Origin of the sequence: Nocardioides abyssi, assembly GCF_030412915.1 — a bacterium.
Lineage (GTDB): Bacteria > Actinomycetota > Actinomycetes > Propionibacteriales > Nocardioidaceae > Nocardioides > Nocardioides abyssi.
Map to the genome: position 1 here is coordinate 389661 of NZ_JAUHJR010000002.1, position 18408 is coordinate 408068.

The following is an 18408-nucleotide window of genomic DNA, read 5'->3' on the forward strand; positions in this document are numbered from 1 at the left end:
TCGTCGATCGGATGCGTTGGTTCGGGTATCCCGCGCGCGCTCGTCCACCGGTCCAGCAGATGATGACTGAGTGGAGGTTTTCGGCGATGAGCGGGCCGAGGTGGTTCGTCGGCTCGGCGCGTGGGCTGAGTCTGCGGTCGCTGTGAGCGACGACCGGATTGTCGTCACCATGACCGGCGGTCGCATCGTTGAGATCGTCATGAACGACGAGGACCTAGAGGAACTGTTCACCGGCTGGGGATACATCGACGGAGTGGTGGCAGAGACGCAACGTCTGCTGGCGACGATGCCTGTGGACTGCAACTGCCTCGTGATGGACCAGTACTGCCTAGTGCCCCGCCGTACCCCGGAACCTGTCGCGGACTGGGCGCGCCCATCCGGTGTTGTCGGCGGCGAGTGGGTCGTCCTGGGGAAGGACGGCGAGGTGGTCAGCCGGTTCGCTGACTGGCAGGACAAGGACTGAGGGACTGGCGCCGGACGCACGACCGCCACTGCGGGTAAGTCCGCTAACCGGCTTGCCCACCGGGCGGGCTGAGCCCGTAATGGGTCCTGGGGTCGCGCTAAAACCAAGGTTGGGCGATGACGCGTCCCACGTTCGCGGGAGTGGGAACGGTTTCGTCGAGCCACCGTTCGAGTTGTGCCGCGCCGATACCTGACCCTTCCCAGCCGTCGCGGGTCCTGGTGAGTGACGCGGAGTCTGACCACACCCGTAGGACCCCTCCCCTGGCGACGGTGAGGAACCAGCCGTCGAGCACGTACAAGAGGTCAGCAGAACCGCTATCGCAGGCGTCGCACCCGCAGTCCGGAACCGTGTCGACGAATGTGGCTGCGAGCGACTCGTGCGAGATCGCAAGATCGAGACCGTACGGTTCACCGCCCACGACCGTCGTCGCAGTCAGCAGCGCCGCACCACTCGGCTGCGTAGAGGAGAAACGCCGACCGTTTGCCATCTCGGCGGGTGAGCGGATCGCGTCATGCCAGGCGGCTGTCCGCTCGGTGTCGTCGTAGGTGACCCCACGTGAGGTCAGCACGCGTGCCCATGCGTCGACGCGAGCGGACAGGATCCGGTACTTGCCTGGGTCGAGGCACCGCGAGTACTCCTCGTCGGAAGGTTCGCGTTCGCCGTGCGGGTCAGGCCACCCGGGCGTGTCACGTCCCGTGACGGCGAACTCGTGGTCGACCTCTTGGACGACGGCGGCGAACCAGGCGGGGTCGTCCGGTGGCTCGAAGTCGTGCATCCGCTGAGTTTCCCTCATGAGTGACCGTCGACCGCCGCCCCATACGGGGGCCGTGCGGGCACCAGCAAAGCCACTCCAGGATTCGGTCGGCCTCGACTCACGCCGCGCATCGGCGGGCGCGCGGGGCAGGGCCGGTTGCGTCACGAATGCGCAACGCCGTCTAGGCGTCGCACGCGGGATGCCTACCCTTCTGCGGTGTCACTATCCCCCACCGCTCCGCGCCGCCCGGTGCGGCGTATCGCCGCGACGACAGTCCTCGCCCTCGCCCTCGCCACCGCCACTGCCACTGCCACTGCCACTGCCACAAACGCCACCGCGGCCGGTCCGGCACCGACTGCGAGCGCCATGTCAGCCGTCGCGGGTGCGGCACGCGCGGAAACGGCATCGTCGACCGGAGCCTCACCCGAGGCGTCGACGGGCGCGCCGGTCGCGGCACCGGAACGCCCCTCCGCGGACCACGTGCGCCGGGTGGTGTGGAACCTGGACCGCCCGCGAGGGATTCACCTGCGGTCGGCTCGGCCCGATGGCACGGACCGTCGCGCCGTGTATAACCTGAAGGTGGGTTTCACGCTGGACCTGACGCAGAGCCGCCATGGTGACCTGGTGGCGTTCACTCCCTGCTGTTGGAGAAGGTTCCCGCTGCTTGTTGTCGCGGACGTGCTCGGCAACCAGAAGCCCCTGGAGCCGCTGCGCACGCACACGCAGTTTCACTCCGTCGGCGCCATCGGCTGGTCACCGGACGGACAACGCCTCGCCTTCGAGGGGTACCGGATGATCGACGACGAACTCGACATCGCCGTTTGGATCGTCGGGCTGGACGGCACCGGGCTTACCCGGCTCACGACACTTCCCTATGACCCTGAGTCCGGTATCGGCGCGGAGAACGACGCTTTAGCGTGGACCGAGGACGGCATCCTGTACTCCGACGGGCCTGACCTGCGCTCAGTAGCGGTCCGGCCCGGCACCGTTAGCGTCACCACGGATGACACTGCACCAGCGTCGCGCTTGCGCGGACGCGCGGCGGCGGAGAGTCACGACCCGGAGTCGACTCTTGTTCTGCGTCGCGTCCGTTCGCTTCGGATATCAGGTGACGGCACCGTCATCGTGATGGAGCGGTTCAGCAAGGACGGGGAGCGGTCGTTCTGGACCGCCGCTCCTGACGGCAGCAACGCCCGTCGGATCCTCACCGAACTTGGGACTCCGCGCTCGGCCACGTACCGGTCGGTGATGCCGAACTACAACGGCCGCCGATTCCTTGCCTCGCGACACTACGTCTATAGCAACCGAGCCTCGCAACTCATCACGTGGTCAGTCGGCCGACGCCCCAGCGCAGCCCGAACGCTCAAGTTCGCGAACTATGGGGGTGCGGGGCACTCCTGGAACTAGACCGAGTTCGGTTTCCGAATCACCGGACGCCGCCGGTCCTGCCGTTGGTTCTTCTTGAGACCCTGACCAACGCAGGTGCATCGCGCAGGGCCGGAGGCTGAGGGGTGCATCGCCCTTTGATGGCTCGTGTTCGAGTGGGCTGGTTGTATATGCGTATGGCTCAGCGCGTGGTGATGCAACTGGAAGACGATCTCGATGGCACCCCGATTGAGGACGGCGAAGGCGAAACGGTCGCGTTCGCGCTCGACGGGACCTCATACGAGATCGACCTGACCTCCGAGAACGCGGCCGCGCTCCGCGCCGCAGTAGAGAATTACGTTGCGGCGGCTCGGAAGGTTGCTGGGTCTCGCGGGGGCGCAGGTCGCGGTCGTCGCTCGGGCAGCGCGGGGTCCAAGAGCGGCGGTTCGACGGCGCGCGAGGTGCGCGAGTGGGCGCGAAGCAACGGCTACGAGGTCCCTGACCGGGGGCGAGTGCCAAAGGACGTGCAGGAAGCGTTCGACGCCGCCCGGTAGCGCCACTGGGGTCCGCACCTCGATCCGGGCGTGCCGATGGCAGGTTGTTGCCACTCTCGGTGCTGCCTAGCGGACGATCGGATTAGATGCCATGCCGACAAACCGGGTAGGTGCCCGACGACTCGGGCGTAGTGCGCGGTCCGAACGGCCCGCGGCATCCATTCAGCACCTGGGAGGGTTCGGCGTTTCCGGGTCTTGCGGCGGCGAGCCTAGGCCTTGCCGAGGGCGTTCTGGCCAGCGCCGCAATCGGTTTGTGGGACTGCGACGGGTCGAGGCCCGTCTCTGCTCTGTGAACGTGTCTGCCGCGTCGAGGCCAGGGTTCGTCGCTGCTGCCCTGTTGATCGGCGCGATGCTCCAGGGCTGCGGTGATGACGCACCGAAGGTTCTCAAGACCCCGACTGCTGCCGTGCTGGTAGCGGCCGCTGCTGACGGTGGAGACGACGCTCTCGTCAGCGGCAGGGTCGGGATCGTCGATGGCTGTCTCGCTATTGGCGGTGACGTCGCCGTGTGGCCCTCGGGCACGCGAGTCGTAGATCAGGATGGGCCAGTTATCGAGGTGCCCGGGTTGGGTCCGGTGACCGTTGGGGATTTCGTCGAGGGAGCCGGGGGCTACGGACTGGCTCGGGATCTCAAGGATCCACAGTCACCCACGGTCCCGGACTCGTGCATCGGGGCCGGGCTCGTCACCTACCGGCCCCATTAGGACGAGGGACGCGCACCCTGCGGGCCGTGAGGGTCCGTCTTTCAACCCGGGCCAGCAGCCGTGGCATCCTCAAGCGGTGACCCTCGACCCGGCTACGGAACGAGTGCGCGTCGAACAGCGGTACGCGTCAGCCGGGCCGAGGGCCCTCGTCGCCTACGCGGTTCTGCTCCTCGTGGCTGCGCTGGGCTGGGTGTGGCGCGGATCGTCACCGTTCTTCGTCCTGGGCGCCCTCGCCGCTGCCGCCCTGTGGGAAGTCACCAAGTATCGGCTCCGTCGCAACGCCCGTTGGCTGGCGTCGGGTCGCCACTGACCGGGAAACAGCAACTGCTCTTCTACCGGCGCCTGCAAGCCTTCCGCACCCAACTTGCCGAGCCGGGCGTTCGGCTACAGCGACCGACCGCACATTGAAGACATGGACGATCAGCCGGTTCAGGGTGGGGGTTGGTTCGCGTACGCCCCGAAGGGCATGCCTGACGACTTTGAGAACCCGCCGGTCCGAGACGTCTACCTGCGCGCAGACGAGTACGGGGGCCCGTACTGGTCGACCGACGGCGCGCTCGGCCCGGACTACGAGGACGTTCACCACGATCTTGGGATCTCTCGGTCGCTCCACGACGACGTGACGGCGTGGAACGACGCGGCGCTGGCCCCGAACGCCGACGCGGACGCGATCTTCGCCCGACAACAGGACCTGCTCCGCAGGCTGACCGAGGAGGTCCGTGCGGGGATCGAGGTACCCGCGCCGCGATCGGCTCCGCCTCTGCGCGTTGCGCTGCTCGATCACGACTTCGCGGCAGAAGCGCTCCCGGAGCCACTCGCGTTCGAGGTGCTCGCTTGGCGGGCCGACGCCCCCAAGTACGCGTACGCCACGGGCGACAACGACGCCGAGATATGGGCCTGGCAGGACCTAGGCGCTGCGCTCGCGGCCCGCGTCGGGGCAGTTCTTGGCGACGACTACGCTGTGCGACCGTTCTGACCGCGGCCCGACTTTCGGTGCCACCGCGAGCGCTCCACTGTCGATTCGCCCGCTCGCCGACAGACGCTGCGACGGCGGTGCAGCACCCTCATTCGCAGGCGCTGATTAGCACGGTCCTGCGACAGGCAACGGGGATGCCGTCCGTCGACGCGATGAGGACTCCGAAGCGCTCATCTCCCGCGGCCTCTCGCGCAGCGACGACCGACGACCATTGACGAGCGGACCCGTCACGTCGTCGGGTCGCGATCGCGTACGGGTAGAAGTACGGCAGGTACCCGCCCATCGAAGCGGAGCCGCCAAGCCGGACCGCGCTCCCCGAGCGCTTACATGACGCCCAGCCTGCCGCGGGCGGTGAGCGGATCCTTCTCGTCAGCGCTTCAAGAAGAAGCGCTTCGCGGCCCGAGGGGCTCGGGCCGCTGGCCTGAAGTGCGCCGACTGGACGCCGTACTTAACGCCCGTGGCGATCAATCCGATCGCCGCGAGGACCTGACCGATGGCGGCCAACAAGATGCCGACAACGAAACCGGGGCCGCCTCCGCTGGTCTCAGGCGGGCAGTAACCGGACGAATCGAAACAAATTCCGGGTTCAGTGGTCGGCCAAGCGGCACCCATGATCATGCCACCGACAAACAGCAAGATGATTCCCCAGGCCAGGTAGCCGGTTCGACGGTCCTCGGCTTGGGCGGTCGTCTCTGGCGAAAAGTGGCTCACGCCATTCACGGTAAACAAGTGTCGTGCCCGCGGTGGCGTTTCGCGGAAGTGGTCACCGGCTGCGGGCCGCACATTGACTGTCTCCGGGACAACTGTCGGCTGCAGCATGAGGTCGCGTGATCGCCGCCTCTCGACCAACCTGTGCCGGGAAAGCAGGACAAGCGGAACGCCGCTCCGCCCCACCCCACTCCGGCCCGAGCGGATCTGCCGATTGGCGGGCGTGCGTGAACGACTAGTCGTTCGACCCACCGGACCGGTCGCCAAGCACATGGATCACTTGCTGATGGTGACCTGTTCTCCGGCGTTGAACGTCGCGACTTCCTCGTACTTATTCATCGGGCAGTCCGTCAGCGGGTCGGCCAACGCGGTTCCAAGGTCGGAAAAGTACAGATAACCGCCGCCGCCGCTGACTCGATCACCCAAGGCGACTACTCGGCCGTCGGACAAGTGAACTGCTTGGTCCTTCGCATCCCACGTGGTGCCGTAGGGCCAGACAACTGGGAACTCGTCCACCAGCAGGCACCCGCTGGACATATTCAGTGGGCCGTCGATGAGCGCGGCCATGCCGGAACCGTCTCCTTCAGCAGGGTGTGCGACGACTGGACCGTTCCCGTCGGAACTGGAGTACGCGTCGGCGCTCTGATCGTCCCCGCAGGCAGCGACAAGGGCGAGGAGCAGCACAGGCGCAGCGGACAGTCGCCAGTGCTTCACCGTGCTGGGACGTATGAGCATGGCTCATGGTTGCACCAACACGTCCGTTTCTGCCGCTATCGGCGCACTCCGGGCCGAAAGTGCCAAAGCGAACGCGAGCCACGATGTCGTGCGGGCGCCAGGGGGCTGCCTTGCGTCTGAGGCAGGTGGGACGATGTGTCTCGTGACCAACTTCGCCTCGGTGAGCCAGCGGACGAGCGCTGGCCCGTCGGCCCGATTCGGCGTCGGGGTGGTCACTTCGGCTCTGCTCGTCTTGATGGCGTGCGGCGTCCTCGTGCCTCTGTAATGCCGAGTTGCAGCCCCTAGTCGAAGCCGTTGTGAAGGTCGGCTCACTGCTAGCGGTGGTTGGGGCCGGGATGTGTCTGTTAACACGAACGCGGCATGCGGGCTTCGGGGTCGTGGTCGGCGCAGCATGCGGCCTCACAGCCGCCTGGTGCGCCTTCATTGCCTACGTCGCTCTGTTCATGCGCTGACCGATTTCACGGCGTCCGACGCCACTCCGGCTACGGCGCGTTCAGCGCCCCCGGGCCGAGTGTGCCGACGGAGGCGCCGCCGGTGCGGCTACTACTGCTTGCGCCGACGCAACCACTGCTCCGTGAGGACTAGGCCTGCCAACATCCCTGCTAGGACGTGGCCCGGACCCGAGTTGGCGAGCAAGTAGCCCGACGGTGCGAGCGCGAGGAAGGCTGCGCCGACGACGACGCAGCATGCGAGGAATGTGAGCCGGTTCGTCAGGTCCCGGCGATTCAGCAACTGCCAGAGCACGCCCGCGGTCGTTCCCAGCCCGAGCACGAGCAGGGCAGTGTGTCCGACCATTCTATGGCTGTCACCGATGCCGCCGCCCACGAACAGTGCGACGACGGGCAGGAGCCACCAGGCAGAAGCCGTCGTCCCTTGCTTGCGCGTGGCGGTCATTGACTGGGTCACGCGGCGATTGTCACCCGGAACGGTCGGACGGTCGGCATCGGCGAAGCCGCACTCCGGCCAGAAAACGCGGCTCCCAACGCCCGCTCATGTCAGAAGCGGACGTTCGCACCCATTACTGGCACGATGCCGACGTGGACGCGCTGGTCTGGGTCGAGGCTTGGCAGGTGCAAGCCGAGATGTTGCCGTTCGTTGTGGGACAGAGCGTCACGTGGCCAGTCGGCTCGCAGTTCAACGAGGAAGCGCTCACCGAGCATGTAGGAGCCGACACTGCCGCTCAGATTTCGGTGGGCGTCGATTGGCACGCTCCGCGACCAGAAGACACGGTCGACTACACCGGCATCGTTTCGCGTATCGAGGTATACAGGTGTCGCCTCGCCCAGGGACAGGTCATTTCAGGTTCGGTCGAGACCTTTTCCAGTGCCGAAGTGGACGGCTGGGAGTCAGAAAAGGACGGGCTCCACGTCTCTGGCTACCTCGTGACATTGACGAACACTCGACAATCGGCAGAGCGCTAGACGACTGGCGCGGGCAATCCACACCTGCCGCCTAGTGTGCCCGTCAGCGCGCGCGGTCCTGCCACGTTCACCGCACACCGGGCCAGATGGGCGGAGGAAGAATCAGCCTGCGCTGCCAGCCTGCCGGCCAGCAGAGGCCACTTTTTACGATGAATGCATGAGCAGCACAAGCAAGCGGGTTCGGTCGCCACTGGCCGTTGTTATGACCGCCGTGTGGGTGATGCTCGCGACGGTTGTGCTTGCGTTCTTCTTCGACGTCGAGCATTGCACCACCGACAGCGACACGCTCACTCCGCTGTCAACCGGAGCCGAACTGCTGTGCTGTGGTGAACCGCCCCTGCACCCGCATGTTCTGCTGTTCGCGCTCGCCGGGTTTGTCGCTCTCGCCGTGTTGACCCTGTACTGGGGCCGCATACGCACCGGTTGGCTGATCGGCCTGGTAGCCCTGCTCCCGGTCGCTGCCTACGGGGTGATGAGGGCATTCGTCGCGGTGATGTGACGAGACCCGAGACGCGCATCACGGGCCGAGTGAGCGGGACACGGCGCGTCCCAACGGACGCCCAAGGCCACTGGCTGTCAGACCTCCCTGCGTCGCGGCAGCAACGCCGCGACGAAACTGCCGAGCAGGACCAGCACCGACACAACTCCCGCCGCGACGGCTATAGCGAATCGGTCCTCTCCCGCCGCTATGCAACGAGCCGCGATGTCAGCGCCGTTCACACGCGGCTCGCCGCCGGGCACGTTGTCGTCGTCGTTCAGGACAGTGTCGTAGGGCGCTGAGCAGCCGCTGTACGAGTACGCATCGCCGCGCAAGGTGCCGTTGATCGAGGGGTTGGCAACGGCGAACCACACAGCGACGGCCGCGAGCAGAATCGCCAGGGCAAGAAAGGGCTGAGTGAAGCCAGGACGCGAACGCACGGGCGTAAGGGTGTCATCGAGCAGTCCCGTGACACTGCGGCGGGCGGGCCCCGGCGCTCCAACGCGTTCCGGCCAGAAAAGTTCGCGAGAGCGCCGCTCCGGCGGGCTCGGCATGCGCGGCGAAGCGCCAGACTGGAAGATGGGCCCATGGCTACTGGTCTCTGCGTCCTAGTGATGCCCGTCAGCGGTCCGAAGGAGTTCTATCCGGATGCGCACATCGCTGGCGTACGGGACGGTGCCCTGGTCATCGCGAGCGGCCCTCCTGAGATGAACGGCCTTGACCCTGTCGCCGACGTACTCCGGAACATTCCCCTGGGCGAAGTTCGTCGGGTGGAACTCTTAAATGAGGCTAGTAGCGACGACTGAGCACTCCCGGTCCCCCCGCTTCGGGCCTAGTGGGTGAACGGGCAAACGTTCCGCGCTCGTAGCATGGGCCCGTGCCGCCACGTCGCCTCCTGCCGTTCAAGGTTGCGCCGACTTCTGACCTCACCCCGGCGCGCTGGCTCACCGAGCGGCTCTTCACCGGTGCGCCGCCGCCCGCAGTAAGCAGCGTGGTTCCCGCTGGCTACGACGCGTACGTGGAGGTGCCGCTCGACGGCAACGACGGCAGTCCTGAGCCAGTCGAGTTGGTGCGAGCAGCCCTGGCCCAGCACACCGACAACGCCGAGCGCTGTTACTGGGCAATGTGGGTGGGCTGGCCGCAGATGCAGGTTTGGGCCTCGGAGCCCACGGTCAGCATCCCCGACGGTTTCGCCTTGGTCCTCTTCCGCGAGCAGTTCGCCGACACCGAGCGGGTCCGCTCGGTCACGTCCGGCGACGAAACCCTCTGGTGGCCCGAGAGCCGCCGTTGGGTACAGGCCCGCCCAGTCGACTCCGACGCCCTGTACATCGCCTGCGACCGTGCTGTCGCCGATTCGCTACTAGAGAGCGGCTGCGCGGGTGCGCACCTTGTAGACCCCGCAGCGCCGATGCTCAGCGACGAGTACTGACGCGCACTTCCAGCACAGCGCAATTCGGCCAAGGAGCGCGGAACTGCGGCTCCGCGGGCGCAGGGTTGGGTGCTCCGGCGGACAGGCGGGGTCTACTTCCCAGCACTTCTCCCACCCTCCGGTGGAACCCGTCTCTGCCTCTTACCTGCCGGGATGGCCGGGGGGTCAACCTACTCGGAACGGCTCGCGTGCACGTCTGCAATCAGCGCCGTCCGGACCGAGTGAGCCGACGCACCTGTTGAGGCGGAGGGCTTGTCGTTACCCTCGCTGCATGGACGAGAAGGCGCCATCTCTTCGAGCGGTCGTCGTGACAGCGATGATTGGCGCACTTGCCGCGGCTGTCCTGTGGACGTTCGTGCTCTTCGCCTACGTCTTCCCGAGGCAGTGGGCCACATCGCCCGGCTCTGAGGCGATTGATGCCCTGTTCTGGTACGCAGCCGGAGCAACCTTGGTTCTGTTGGCAACCCTACTTGCAGTGAACCTGCGGTGGAACGCGCGTCGCGACATTCACGTCGCGCAGTTCTGGGTAGGGGTGGGTCTCGGGGCGGGTGGCGTGGCAGCCGTGGCACTGACCGCAACGCTCGCCGAGAATCTGTCGTTCGCTACCACCCCGCTAGTAGTAGCCGTCGAGGTAGCAGTAGCGGCGGCCTTGGTGACCGGGGGTGTTGCCGCCGGTGCGAGCGTCTGGCTACACGCAGCGGACGGACCCGTTCACACTCGCTGACGACGGTCGCAGACACCCTCATACCAGGCCGCAAGCGGCGGCAGTTTGCGACATCAAAGTCTACGGGCCCATGCAGTCGACGGCTGCAACCGTCGTGACTGACTCCCCCTCGACCTCAACCTCTGACATGGCGAACATGACTTCACCTGTCGTCCCAACGGGGACCTCGAAGCAACTGGGCCAGGTTTTGCAGGTGGCGACGTCCGCGTGAGTCGAGCCAGTAGGCGACTGTGCCAGACACTGCGTAACTGCCGTCCGAGCCTTCGATGGTGACCTTTCGGTCCGGCCGAACGTGAGCAACGCCGAACTGCCACTTGCTGTTCGACGGGGACCATGTCGCGGCACCTCTAGCGAATCCAGTGACCGACGCGAGCACAGCCGCAGCAACGATGAGAAGCGGTCGTGACGAAGCGCGACGCGCAGAACGCGGTGGCGTGGAGGATAATGCAGGAAAGATAAGGCCGTATACATCGAGAGATGGGCGCAGGCGCGCACTCCGGCCAGAGTGCGCCGACCGCGACGTCGAGGCCAGTCGTAAGCGCCTGACCAGCCCGTTGGGCACACGGCGCATGCGCCCGGGGTGAGTAGCGTCAACCGGACGGCTAGGAAACGCGTCATGATGAAGCATGACGACGTTCGATGATGTCGAGGACGCAGTCGTCCACTTCGCCCGCGCCGCGCTGCCGTTCCCCATCTACGGCATCGGACCGGATGGTGCCGACACCATCGAGGTCACCGCCGACCATCGGTCTACCACCGCGGCGCGCACCTACTTCGCATCCCACCCAGTCAGGCTTACAGACGGCACGGAAGTGTCAATCGTCGTGGTCGCTATCCGAGGCGCTTCCTGGACCAGCGAACCCCATCTCCGGTCGCGCCAATGTGCCGACGGCCGTTGACGCTCAAGAACTCGTAGGCCTCGACGTACAGGAAGCGGCGAGGGTTGCCAACAACGCCGGGTGGACCGTTCGAGCGCACGAAGCACAAGCCGCGATGACGGCCCAGTACCAGCAGGCCCGTCTGAACCTGCGTTACGACGATGGCGGCATCGTAACGGCGGTTCACGTCGGCTGACCTGACTTCTTCAGTGCATTTCGGCCAGAAGTGAGCGAGTTCGCGGACCTCGCGAAGTCATCGAGCGGCCAGTTCTGCGGTCAGAGTTGCCACACGTTCGACGAGTTCTTGGCGGTGCCGCTCGAACTCCGCGACGTCGAGGGCATTCAGGCGCCCGACCTGCATGTCCAGCACCGCAGTCGCCTGCATTTCCGTAAGGCCGTACCGCTCCTCAAGGGCGCGCCTGGCGGCAGGCTGACCCGACGCCAGCAGCACAACATCAAGAACTCCGTGTGCGTCATTCGCCGCGACGAGGATGGCCTCGATGACCCGGATGTAATCCTGCGCGTTTCGCAGGTCGTTACGGACGTCGTTCACGGAGCGTCCGAAGGTCATGGAAGCACCTTGCCACGACGAGAGGGCCTGTCGGGCGCCCGTCGCACACGCCGTGCGCCTGTCCAGACTCAGACGCGGAGCACTCGTCAACACGCAGGCCAGCGCACTCCGGGCTTACAGCGCGGCCCCGCCGAATAGCGGACTCTTCCCGGCAGCGCGACGGTGCACGGTACGCCAAGTCAGCCGTCCGCCGATGAGATAGTCGTGGATCCGCTAACGTCACCAGACCGTACGACTTCAGACAGGAGCCGGAGCCGTTGCCGGACGAGAAGCCGGATGTGATCGACTCAGAGCCCAAGAAGGGGATCCTCCCGGTCCTGCTGCTGCTCATCGGCGCGATCGCTGGCTATGTGGTGGGCAGCCTGACATCAGGTCCTGACGTCTCGGAGGGTGGGCAGACTTCCTATGCCTGCGCATTGGCCGAGAAGGTCCGAGCGGGCCACCAGAGCGAGGACGACTGGGGCACCATCAACGAGGATCCGGCGTACAACGAGATGATGGCGATACGGTCCCTGCTCGGTGCTTCGATGTCAGCCGGGAACGGCGAGGACGAGAGGTTCGCCGATCTCGACTGGAGCGTCGTCTCGGAGGGTGGGGTCGAGGCTTGGGGCACCCTCCTCGACGAAATCATCGAGGCCTGCTGAAGCGGCCCACGCCACGGTGAGGCGGCCGACTTGGCCCGATCCGGGCCGCTTGCACTGCACAGTGCGGTGCGTTCAGTTGGGCCTGTTGGTCTCGCAGGCGAACGGGGGCTTCGGTCGACTCGGGGCCGACTGAGCGGATCTGCCGATGCGTGTGCGGGCCGCCGCCTACCGGCAGTCAATCGACACGATCGGTCGCCACGTCAACTGATCAACAGTCACCTCGCGGGCCTGAAACCGCACAGGAACCGACGCCCCCGGCTCCGTCCGAAGGCATGACGGAATGCCCTGGTCGTGCCAGGAACCGGAGGAGTCGATCCAACTCATGACATGCAGGCTCGATCCGTAGGTGAACCCGTCGTACTCGATAGAGAACTGGTCCGCCCCAACCCGTGCTACGCCGTCGACCCAAGACTTCGGCACTTCGCTGGGGCCGGTCATCGCGCGCGCGCCCCAGATCGCTACGGCTCCAACAACCAGGACCATGGCCACCACAACGAGCAAGCGGCGCCTACTCGACTGCCCCGCGACCCCAGGCTGCTCGGCATCAACCAACGTCCCAGGACCGCTCATAGCGGCAGTCTGTCGCACCAACGCCGCCCGCAGAAGCATCCGGATCTGCCGCGATCAGGGCACTCCGGCCCGAATGAGTGAAGTCGCCGACTCCACCGCCTCTGCCTCTAGGCGGAACGCGCAGCGTGGAACCGCGTAGGTCAACGCAGCGGCGTCAGCGCCCGCGGCCAGAACGGGGTGAGCGATGACCTGCGTGTGTACGTTCTCGACCATGCTCACACCCGGTGGCCAGTTCCGTGTCGAGATGCCCAGTGGCCGCATCGTCGAACGTCTCCCTGTGGGCCATGCCAACGGACACTGGCACCTCACCTTCGTCACATCAGGCCAGAATCCCGTGCTGGGCGACCGTGCGCGGGGAGTCACGATGCGCGACGAGTTCCAGGAACTAATAGACGTCGCTGGCGTGGACGGGGAACTCGAAGTACGCGGGAGGGGGTGCGGTGGCGACGCCGACGAGCAGACCTACACCTTGCGACTCTTCGGAAGCGACGTGACTGAGGGGCGGATTGAGTACCGAGACGAAGGAGCGGTAGTCGCCAGTGAGGTCATCGACCTTACCGCCGCCGAGATGACTTGACAGGTGTCACGGGGCGGGAAGCGTCGGCATCGGCGACACTCCGGGCACGTGTGCGGATGCTGCAACGGCGGCAACGCTCCTGAACGCGGGCTTGGCGCACTCCGGCCAGAGTGAGCCGATCTCCCGAGATGAGTGCGCCGTCCGTAGGAACGCTACGGACCACCCATGACCCACACGACGACGTGTCCTCCATCGACGACGAAGCGGACAAGTCAGCCAGCGGGCCGAAGACCGGACCGCAGCCGAACGTCGAGTCCATCGGTATCGTTCCGGCATGCCCGAGGACGTCGACGCGGTCGTCACCGAACTCCTCGAACGCCGGTCGCCCCAGACGGCGACCCGTCGACCCGACGGCGGCCTCCACCGGCTCTCCCGGTTGGACGAGGGCGTCTACGCGATCGACCACGGCGACGACGACCACGCATTCCTGCTGAGCGTCGAGCGGGTGCCTCGGCTCCGCTGGAAACCGCAGGGGCCGGTGCCTATCGGACCCGTCGACGGGATCATGGCGACGTGCACGGGTGTCACCGTTGACAACTTCGTCCACATCCGCCTGACGGCAGCACCCAGCGCGGAACGCGACCGGCTCACTCGCGACCACCAGGACGCGTTCGAGCAGTGGGCTAGCACCCCGAAGGGCACTCGCGGCGACCCGCCCACCGAACCTGCCGAAAGACTGCTGCGCGTGCAGATGTCCGTCAGCGACGACTTGGGCACCACTTACGAGATCCGCATGGGTCAGTGCGGTGGCACCGGAACGGAGTGGGATGCGAGCCAGTCGTTCCGCCCTCGACCACCTGGCGACGCCACCGAACTCCGAGTGGAACTGCAGGTCCTATCCGGCCCAGCGGTAGTCCTTTCGGTGCCGTTGGGCTAGGGCGCTGCTCGCGACCGCTTCGGGCGCAAGAGCCCGAGCCGCCTCGCACCACGGCTCGGGTCACCCGGCCAGCCGGTGGACGCACCAACCCATGACAACACGGTCGACACACCAGGACGCGCGTTCGCGGGGACGGAGCGCTGTAGCCGTGAGCGGCGTAACCATCCGGATCTGCCGCGATCAGCGCAGTCCGGTCCGAGTGCGCCTGCGAGTTCATCGCTCCTCGGGTTAACTACCTGGAGTCAGCCGGTCGCGCCTGTTTCGTCTCGATCCTGACTACAGGCCCGATCCGTTCTTCCCCGGTCTGCCAGAGGTGTCGGGCGCCGCGCGCGTACTCGATGATCGCTCCGCGCAACACCACCTGTCCAGCGCGTCGCGGCGTTACCGCCATCATCACCGTCTCCTTCTCCGAGCCGATGACGAAGCGATGTCCCCCGATCGCCGTGGTACCCGAACACACCTGCTCCACAGGATCGAAACTTGCTCCAACCCGCTGACGGATCCCGCATACGAAGAACTCGATGTCGGCGTTGGCAGTGTTCTGGACGACCGCGGCCCGGGCGCTTCGCAACGTGACTGTCTCGGTCGAGGACGCGTATCCGACATCAACCAGCAGCGTCCGTGAGCCGTCCTCGGGCAGCCGCATCGCCATCCCGTTGCCGAAGGAATCGAACGCGGTCGGCTCCGACGAGCGGTAGATCAGTGCCCCGACGCCCGTCAGAATGACCAGCACGATGGCCACCACGAGTAGACGGCGACGAAGGGGCGTCTGCGATGACGGGGCACGATCGCCCGGTCCAGGGATGCGTGAGGGAACGTTGTCGGTAGCGAGTCCCGAGATGATCACCCGGCCAGTATCGCGTCAGGGCGCACGGCCAGGTTCATGTCCTGCACTCCTCGGTGACGCCACGTAGCGCCACCTGCAACCGTCGCGATGTGCAGTTCCGACTGGATATGAACGCGATCCAGGGCCAAGTGGGCGGTCGCTTCTTAGTGCTCGAACGACTCGACCTCGATTCTCGGAGGCAGTTCAGCGCGCAGGCGCGCCAGCAGAGCCACCTTTTGTTCGTCGGTTCCCCCAACTTCGTTCCACCGAATGCAGGCATCGAACGTCTCGCGGGTCATCCCCCACGGCGCCCAGTCGTCGTAGTCCTCGAACAGCCCGCCTTCCTGGCTCCAGAACGGCCCGGCGTACTCGTGGCGTCGTAACTCGACGTACGTCACAGACTCGTCCTCGCAATCGTCCTCCGGACGCAACGGTCCGTAAGAGAACTCGCTCGGCGCGGTGCCATCGTCGCTCATCCAGCAACTATCCCGGACAAAGCCCCGCCGGACCGAGCGCGCCGCTTTTCGGGCCGTTAGCGCGGACGAGCCCACCCGAGGTAGGCGCCCACGACCCCGCAACCCGCCGTGACTGCCGAGGACACAAGCGGGACCGCGAGCACCACTGCCACCAGCGGTTCCTGCGGCGGCCAAGAGACGGTGCGCAAGAACCAAGTGAAGGTCGCCAGTCCGGCCGAAGCAGTCACGACCGCCAGCGCCCGAGACGGTGGCTGCTGTAGGGACGACGCATCCGGGGCTGCGTACGACTTTGCGGTCCACGCCAAGAGGAGCCCGTGCGCTGCGGCCCATGCACCGCCGAGGGCCATGACATACGGCCCCAGAACGAGGCCCCAACCACCCCAACGCGGATGCTCTGGCTGCAGAAAGCCCCATAAGCCGACCCCAACAACTACGGCTCCGAAGGCACAAGTTGCTAGCAGACTGACCATGGCGACGCGCAACCATCGGCGATGACCCGGAGTAGCAGCGCGGTCGTCAGCGGCGTTTCCCCAACGTCGAGAGGGATGCATGGCTGCGATTGTTGTGCCGGTGCGGGCCGACTGGCATGAGCACCCGTACTCAACGCAATCCGGGCCAAGTGCGCGGATTTGCCGACGGGCGGATGCCGCCTCAAGTTTGATTCGCGCACTCGCCGGTTCGACGAGTCGGTCCTGTCCACCATCCTCAATAGGATCCGCAATGACTCACCCGCTGATGGACAGAGTGGACCGTGCCCCTACCTGACTCGCCCCGCATTCCGCCAACCCTCACAGACGGCGTCATCACCCTGCGCCCCTGGAAGCGAACTGACGCCCCCGGCGTTCTCAAGGCCTGCCAAGACGCGGACATCCAGCACTGGCTCCCGGTGCCGGTGCCTTACCTGCCGGAGCACGCCGAAGGCTTTGTCGACGAGTTCTCGAAGCAGCAGTGGACCAGTGGCGAAGGTGCGCCCTTCGCCGCCGTTGACGCGAACGCCGGACATCTGCTCGGGGCGTTCGGCCTCAAGGAGATCGACCGAGTGCGCGGGGTGGCCGAACTTGGCTATTGGGTCGCGGCCTGGGCACGCAGACGGAAGGTCGCCCAGCGTGGAGTTGCCCTCATCTCCGACTGGGCCTTCGGCGTGGCTGGCCTTACCAGGCTGGAATTGCTCGTCGAGCCAACGAACATCGCGTCGTGCGCCGTCGTGGAACGGGCCGGAGCGGTGCTCGAAGACATCGTCCCCGACATGGACGTCATCCAAGGGACAAGCCGCGACATCGCCCGCTACGCCCTGCAGCGCGTTGGCGAAACAGTCACGTGAGCCTGGCGCGGTTGATCCGAGCCTATTCGCGAGCGGCATACACGGCATCGAACGCTCGATCCGCTCGGAGGCAGTCCCTACGCCCGATCGCGGCGACGTGCACATTTGAGAGCAACTGTCGCCACAGCAGTGCACGCCTATACATGCGCTCACGCCGAGACCGGCGCACTCCGGCCAGAGTGACCGGATCTGCCGCGATCCGCGCACTCCGGCCAGCAACGCTGGCCTGCCCGGACCCCGCGAACCTTCCGGCTTCGGTGTCGGGCAGCGACCGTCGCTTAGACCGCGCACGCATCAAATAGGGACGGTGGACACTGCTCAACTCGAAGGCACCCTTGTGGTGCGCACTACATCGAGTCCCGAGCCAGTAACGAGCGCCTACGTCCAGTGATTCTTCAGTGGCCGAGCCTAGGATCACCGGGTGCGAGAAGGTAAAGACCAGGCCGGGTCGTCCGGAGAACGACCTCCCATGGGTGCTTGTGGCGCTCGCGAGCGACGGCGGACGTCCGTGTTGCTCGAAACGGTGGTCCTGGCCTGCGTCGCCTTGACCCTCGCGTTAGTGCTCAAGACCTTCTTTGTTCAAGCGTTCTACATCCCATCGGAATCGATGGAGCCGGGTTTAGTCGAGAACGACCGGATCCTCGTGCAGAAGACTTCCTACTGGTTTGGCGGTGAACCGAAGCGCGGCGACGTCGTCGTTTTCGAAGACCCAGGGTCGTGGCTCGGCCCCGGAGACAACGACGAGCCGGGGGCTGTCGGCCAGATCTTGGGCAAGATTGGCCTCTACCCGACCGGTGGACACCTCGTGAAGCGAGTAGTGGGCATCGCCGGAGACACGATCGTGTGCTGCGACGAATCCGGACGGATCTCGGTGAACGGTCAACCGATCAACGAGAATGACTACGTCAATGACGCAGACACGGTCGTGTGTCGCGGCCCTCAGGTCCGAACTTGCGAATGGGCCGCTGGCCCCGTGCCTGAGGGACACGTCTTTGTCATGGGCGACAACCGGGAACGTTCGGCTGACTCCAGCGCGCATATGTGCACCCCGACTGTCACCGACTGCACCGAGAATCCGTACGTGCCAGTCGCCAACATCGTCGGCAAGGTGTTCGTGCTCCTCTGGCCCAGTAGCCGGTTCGACTGGGTGACTCGACCTGACACTTTCGCTGAGGTTCCGGCGCAATAACAGCCGACCGTCCGGGGGGCCCTGATGTCGCCGGTCGACCGACGACCTCAGCGGGTCGCGAGATGGCTGCTCAGCCATCCGGACGGCTCGCGAGGATTCGTCTTTGAGATCGCCCGTTACCGCCTCGGCGGCGATCGGTGCTCCCTCACCGGGTTCTCATCCCGTCCTC

The 18408-nt window shown here is 66.1% G+C and carries 23 protein-coding genes; 15 read left to right on the plus strand and 8 right to left on the minus strand.

The window, feature by feature from the left end:
- The first annotated feature begins 70 nt into the window (after window positions 1-70).
- Window positions 71-463 (plus strand): hypothetical protein, encoded by a 393-nt coding sequence (locus QWY29_RS06930; RefSeq protein ID WP_300959968.1) that lies wholly within the window; start codon window positions 71-73, stop codon window positions 461-463.
- A 97-nt stretch (window positions 464-560) separates the two neighbouring features.
- Here the strand turns inward: QWY29_RS06930 and QWY29_RS06935 are convergent, their stop codons facing one another.
- Window positions 561-1238 carry a DUF6226 family protein gene (locus QWY29_RS06935; protein ID WP_300959969.1) on the minus strand — a complete coding sequence of 226 codons (678 nt, stop codon included), beginning with the start codon at window positions 1236-1238 and terminating at the stop codon, window positions 561-563.
- 543 nt (window positions 1239-1781) lie between these two features.
- Between QWY29_RS06935 and QWY29_RS06940 the strand changes: the two genes are divergently transcribed.
- The 4 genes from QWY29_RS06940 (at window position 1782) to QWY29_RS06955 (ending at window position 4815) form a co-directional block, all read left to right on the plus strand.
- Window positions 1782-2624 (plus strand): TolB-like translocation protein, encoded by an 843-nt coding sequence (locus QWY29_RS06940; RefSeq protein ID WP_300959970.1) that lies wholly within the window; start codon window positions 1782-1784, stop codon window positions 2622-2624.
- A gap of 155 nt (window positions 2625-2779) precedes the next feature.
- A complete protein-coding gene (locus QWY29_RS06945) occupies window positions 2780-3136 on the plus strand; it encodes a histone-like nucleoid-structuring protein Lsr2 (protein ID WP_300959971.1) in 357 nt (118 codons plus the stop codon).
- 779 nt (window positions 3137-3915) lie between these two features.
- Window positions 3916-4149 (plus strand): hypothetical protein, encoded by a 234-nt coding sequence (locus QWY29_RS06950; protein WP_300959972.1) that lies wholly within the window; start codon window positions 3916-3918, stop codon window positions 4147-4149.
- A 102-nt stretch (window positions 4150-4251) separates the two neighbouring features.
- Window positions 4252-4815 carry a hypothetical protein gene (locus tag QWY29_RS06955; protein ID WP_300959973.1) on the plus strand — a complete coding sequence of 188 codons (564 nt, stop codon included), beginning with the start codon at window positions 4252-4254 and terminating at the stop codon, window positions 4813-4815.
- A gap of 369 nt (window positions 4816-5184) precedes the next feature.
- Here the strand turns inward: QWY29_RS06955 and QWY29_RS06960 are convergent, their stop codons facing one another.
- From QWY29_RS06960 to QWY29_RS06970, 3 genes are all read right to left on the minus strand, one after another.
- Window positions 5185-5526, minus strand: coding sequence for a hypothetical protein (locus QWY29_RS06960; RefSeq protein ID WP_300959974.1), 342 nt, complete (start codon window positions 5524-5526; stop codon window positions 5185-5187).
- A 273-nt stretch (window positions 5527-5799) separates the two neighbouring features.
- Window positions 5800-6090, minus strand: a complete 291-nt coding sequence (locus tag QWY29_RS06965; protein ID WP_300959975.1) for a hypothetical protein — start codon at window positions 6088-6090, stop codon at window positions 5800-5802.
- 711 nt (window positions 6091-6801) lie between these two features.
- Window positions 6802-7164: a hypothetical protein gene (locus tag QWY29_RS06970; protein ID WP_300959976.1), complete on the minus strand. Its 363-nt coding sequence runs from the start codon at window positions 7162-7164 to the stop codon at window positions 6802-6804.
- 131 nt (window positions 7165-7295) lie between these two features.
- Between QWY29_RS06970 and QWY29_RS06975 the strand changes: the two genes are divergently transcribed.
- Together QWY29_RS06975 and QWY29_RS06980 are read left to right on the plus strand one after the other, a co-directional pair.
- Window positions 7296-7679 (plus strand): DUF6578 domain-containing protein, encoded by a 384-nt coding sequence (locus QWY29_RS06975; RefSeq protein ID WP_300959977.1) that lies wholly within the window; start codon window positions 7296-7298, stop codon window positions 7677-7679.
- A gap of 157 nt (window positions 7680-7836) precedes the next feature.
- Entirely contained in the window at window positions 7837-8178 is a 342-nt protein-coding gene (locus tag QWY29_RS06980; protein WP_300959978.1) for a hypothetical protein, read from the plus strand.
- A gap of 77 nt (window positions 8179-8255) precedes the next feature.
- Here the strand turns inward: QWY29_RS06980 and QWY29_RS06985 are convergent, their stop codons facing one another.
- The gene (locus tag QWY29_RS06985; protein ID WP_300959979.1) at window positions 8256-8597 is read right to left on the minus strand and encodes a hypothetical protein; all 342 of its coding nucleotides are present in this window, start codon (window positions 8595-8597) and stop codon (window positions 8256-8258) included.
- A 437-nt stretch (window positions 8598-9034) separates the two neighbouring features.
- Between QWY29_RS06985 and QWY29_RS06990 the strand changes: the two genes are divergently transcribed.
- The 3 genes from QWY29_RS06990 (at window position 9035) to QWY29_RS07000 (ending at window position 11209) form a co-directional block, all read left to right on the plus strand.
- Window positions 9035-9586 (plus strand): hypothetical protein, encoded by a 552-nt coding sequence (locus tag QWY29_RS06990; protein WP_300959980.1) that lies wholly within the window; start codon window positions 9035-9037, stop codon window positions 9584-9586.
- 271 nt (window positions 9587-9857) lie between these two features.
- Window positions 9858-10310: a hypothetical protein gene (locus QWY29_RS06995; protein WP_300959981.1), complete on the plus strand. Its 453-nt coding sequence runs from the start codon at window positions 9858-9860 to the stop codon at window positions 10308-10310.
- 626 nt (window positions 10311-10936) lie between these two features.
- Entirely contained in the window at window positions 10937-11209 is a 273-nt protein-coding gene (locus QWY29_RS07000) for a hypothetical protein (RefSeq protein ID WP_300959982.1), read from the plus strand.
- A 232-nt stretch (window positions 11210-11441) separates the two neighbouring features.
- On the opposite strand, the gene QWY29_RS07005 is transcribed toward QWY29_RS07000, so the two are convergent.
- Window positions 11442-11759 (minus strand): DNA gyrase subunit A, encoded by a 318-nt coding sequence (locus QWY29_RS07005; RefSeq protein ID WP_300959983.1) that lies wholly within the window; start codon window positions 11757-11759, stop codon window positions 11442-11444.
- 257 nt (window positions 11760-12016) lie between these two features.
- Here QWY29_RS07005 and QWY29_RS07010 point away from each other — a divergent pair, with 257 nt between their 5' ends.
- From QWY29_RS07010 to QWY29_RS07020, 3 genes are all read left to right on the plus strand, one after another.
- Window positions 12017-12403, plus strand: coding sequence for a hypothetical protein (locus QWY29_RS07010; RefSeq protein ID WP_300959984.1), 387 nt, complete (start codon window positions 12017-12019; stop codon window positions 12401-12403).
- Window positions 12404-13184: 781 nt separating this feature from the next.
- Window positions 13185-13550, plus strand: coding sequence for a hypothetical protein (locus tag QWY29_RS07015; RefSeq protein ID WP_300959985.1), 366 nt, complete (start codon window positions 13185-13187; stop codon window positions 13548-13550).
- A 274-nt stretch (window positions 13551-13824) separates the two neighbouring features.
- Window positions 13825-14427, plus strand: a complete 603-nt coding sequence (locus QWY29_RS07020; protein ID WP_300959986.1) for a hypothetical protein — start codon at window positions 13825-13827, stop codon at window positions 14425-14427.
- 232 nt (window positions 14428-14659) lie between these two features.
- Here QWY29_RS07020 and QWY29_RS07025 read toward each other — a convergent pair whose 3' ends face one another.
- Window positions 14660-15172: a hypothetical protein gene (locus QWY29_RS07025; RefSeq protein WP_300959987.1), complete on the minus strand. Its 513-nt coding sequence runs from the start codon at window positions 15170-15172 to the stop codon at window positions 14660-14662.
- Window positions 15173-15417: 245 nt separating this feature from the next.
- Window positions 15418-15729: a hypothetical protein gene (locus QWY29_RS07030; RefSeq protein ID WP_300959988.1), complete on the minus strand. Its 312-nt coding sequence runs from the start codon at window positions 15727-15729 to the stop codon at window positions 15418-15420.
- Window positions 15730-16480: 751 nt separating this feature from the next.
- On the opposite strand from QWY29_RS07030, the gene QWY29_RS07035 reads away from it, so the two are divergent.
- Window positions 16481-17050, plus strand: coding sequence for a GNAT family N-acetyltransferase (locus tag QWY29_RS07035; RefSeq protein ID WP_300959989.1), 570 nt, complete (start codon window positions 16481-16483; stop codon window positions 17048-17050).
- A 469-nt stretch (window positions 17051-17519) separates the two neighbouring features.
- Window positions 17520-18239, plus strand: a complete 720-nt coding sequence (gene lepB / locus QWY29_RS07040; protein WP_300959990.1) for a signal peptidase I — start codon at window positions 17520-17522, stop codon at window positions 18237-18239.
- Window positions 18240-18408: the final 169 nt, after the last annotated feature.

Coding starts and splice junctions, on each gene's coding strand:
- QWY29_RS06995 (WP_300959981.1), top strand. CDS start 9,858: ATGGACGAGAAGGCGCCATCTCTTCGAGCGGTCGTCGTGACAGCGATG.
- QWY29_RS06935 (WP_300959969.1), bottom strand. CDS start 1,238: ATGCACGACTTCGAGCCACCGGACGACCCCGCCTGGTTCGCCGCCGTC.
- QWY29_RS07005 (WP_300959983.1), bottom strand. CDS start 11,759: ATGACCTTCGGACGCTCCGTGAACGACGTCCGTAACGACCTGCGAAAC.
- QWY29_RS07000 (WP_300959982.1), top strand. CDS start 10,937: ATGACGACGTTCGATGATGTCGAGGACGCAGTCGTCCACTTCGCCCGC.
- QWY29_RS06945 (WP_300959971.1), top strand. CDS start 2,780: ATGGCTCAGCGCGTGGTGATGCAACTGGAAGACGATCTCGATGGCACC.
- QWY29_RS07030 (WP_300959988.1), bottom strand. CDS start 15,729: ATGAGCGACGATGGCACCGCGCCGAGCGAGTTCTCTTACGGACCGTTG.
- QWY29_RS06955 (WP_300959973.1), top strand. CDS start 4,252: ATGGACGATCAGCCGGTTCAGGGTGGGGGTTGGTTCGCGTACGCCCCG.
- QWY29_RS06965 (WP_300959975.1), bottom strand. CDS start 6,090: ATGGCCGCGCTCATCGACGGCCCACTGAATATGTCCAGCGGGTGCCTG.
- QWY29_RS07020 (WP_300959986.1), top strand. CDS start 13,825: ATGCCCGAGGACGTCGACGCGGTCGTCACCGAACTCCTCGAACGCCGG.
- lepB (WP_300959990.1), top strand. CDS start 17,520: ATGGGTGCTTGTGGCGCTCGCGAGCGACGGCGGACGTCCGTGTTGCTC.
- QWY29_RS06980 (WP_300959978.1), top strand. CDS start 7,837: ATGAGCAGCACAAGCAAGCGGGTTCGGTCGCCACTGGCCGTTGTTATG.
- QWY29_RS07015 (WP_300959985.1), top strand. CDS start 13,185: ATGCTCACACCCGGTGGCCAGTTCCGTGTCGAGATGCCCAGTGGCCGC.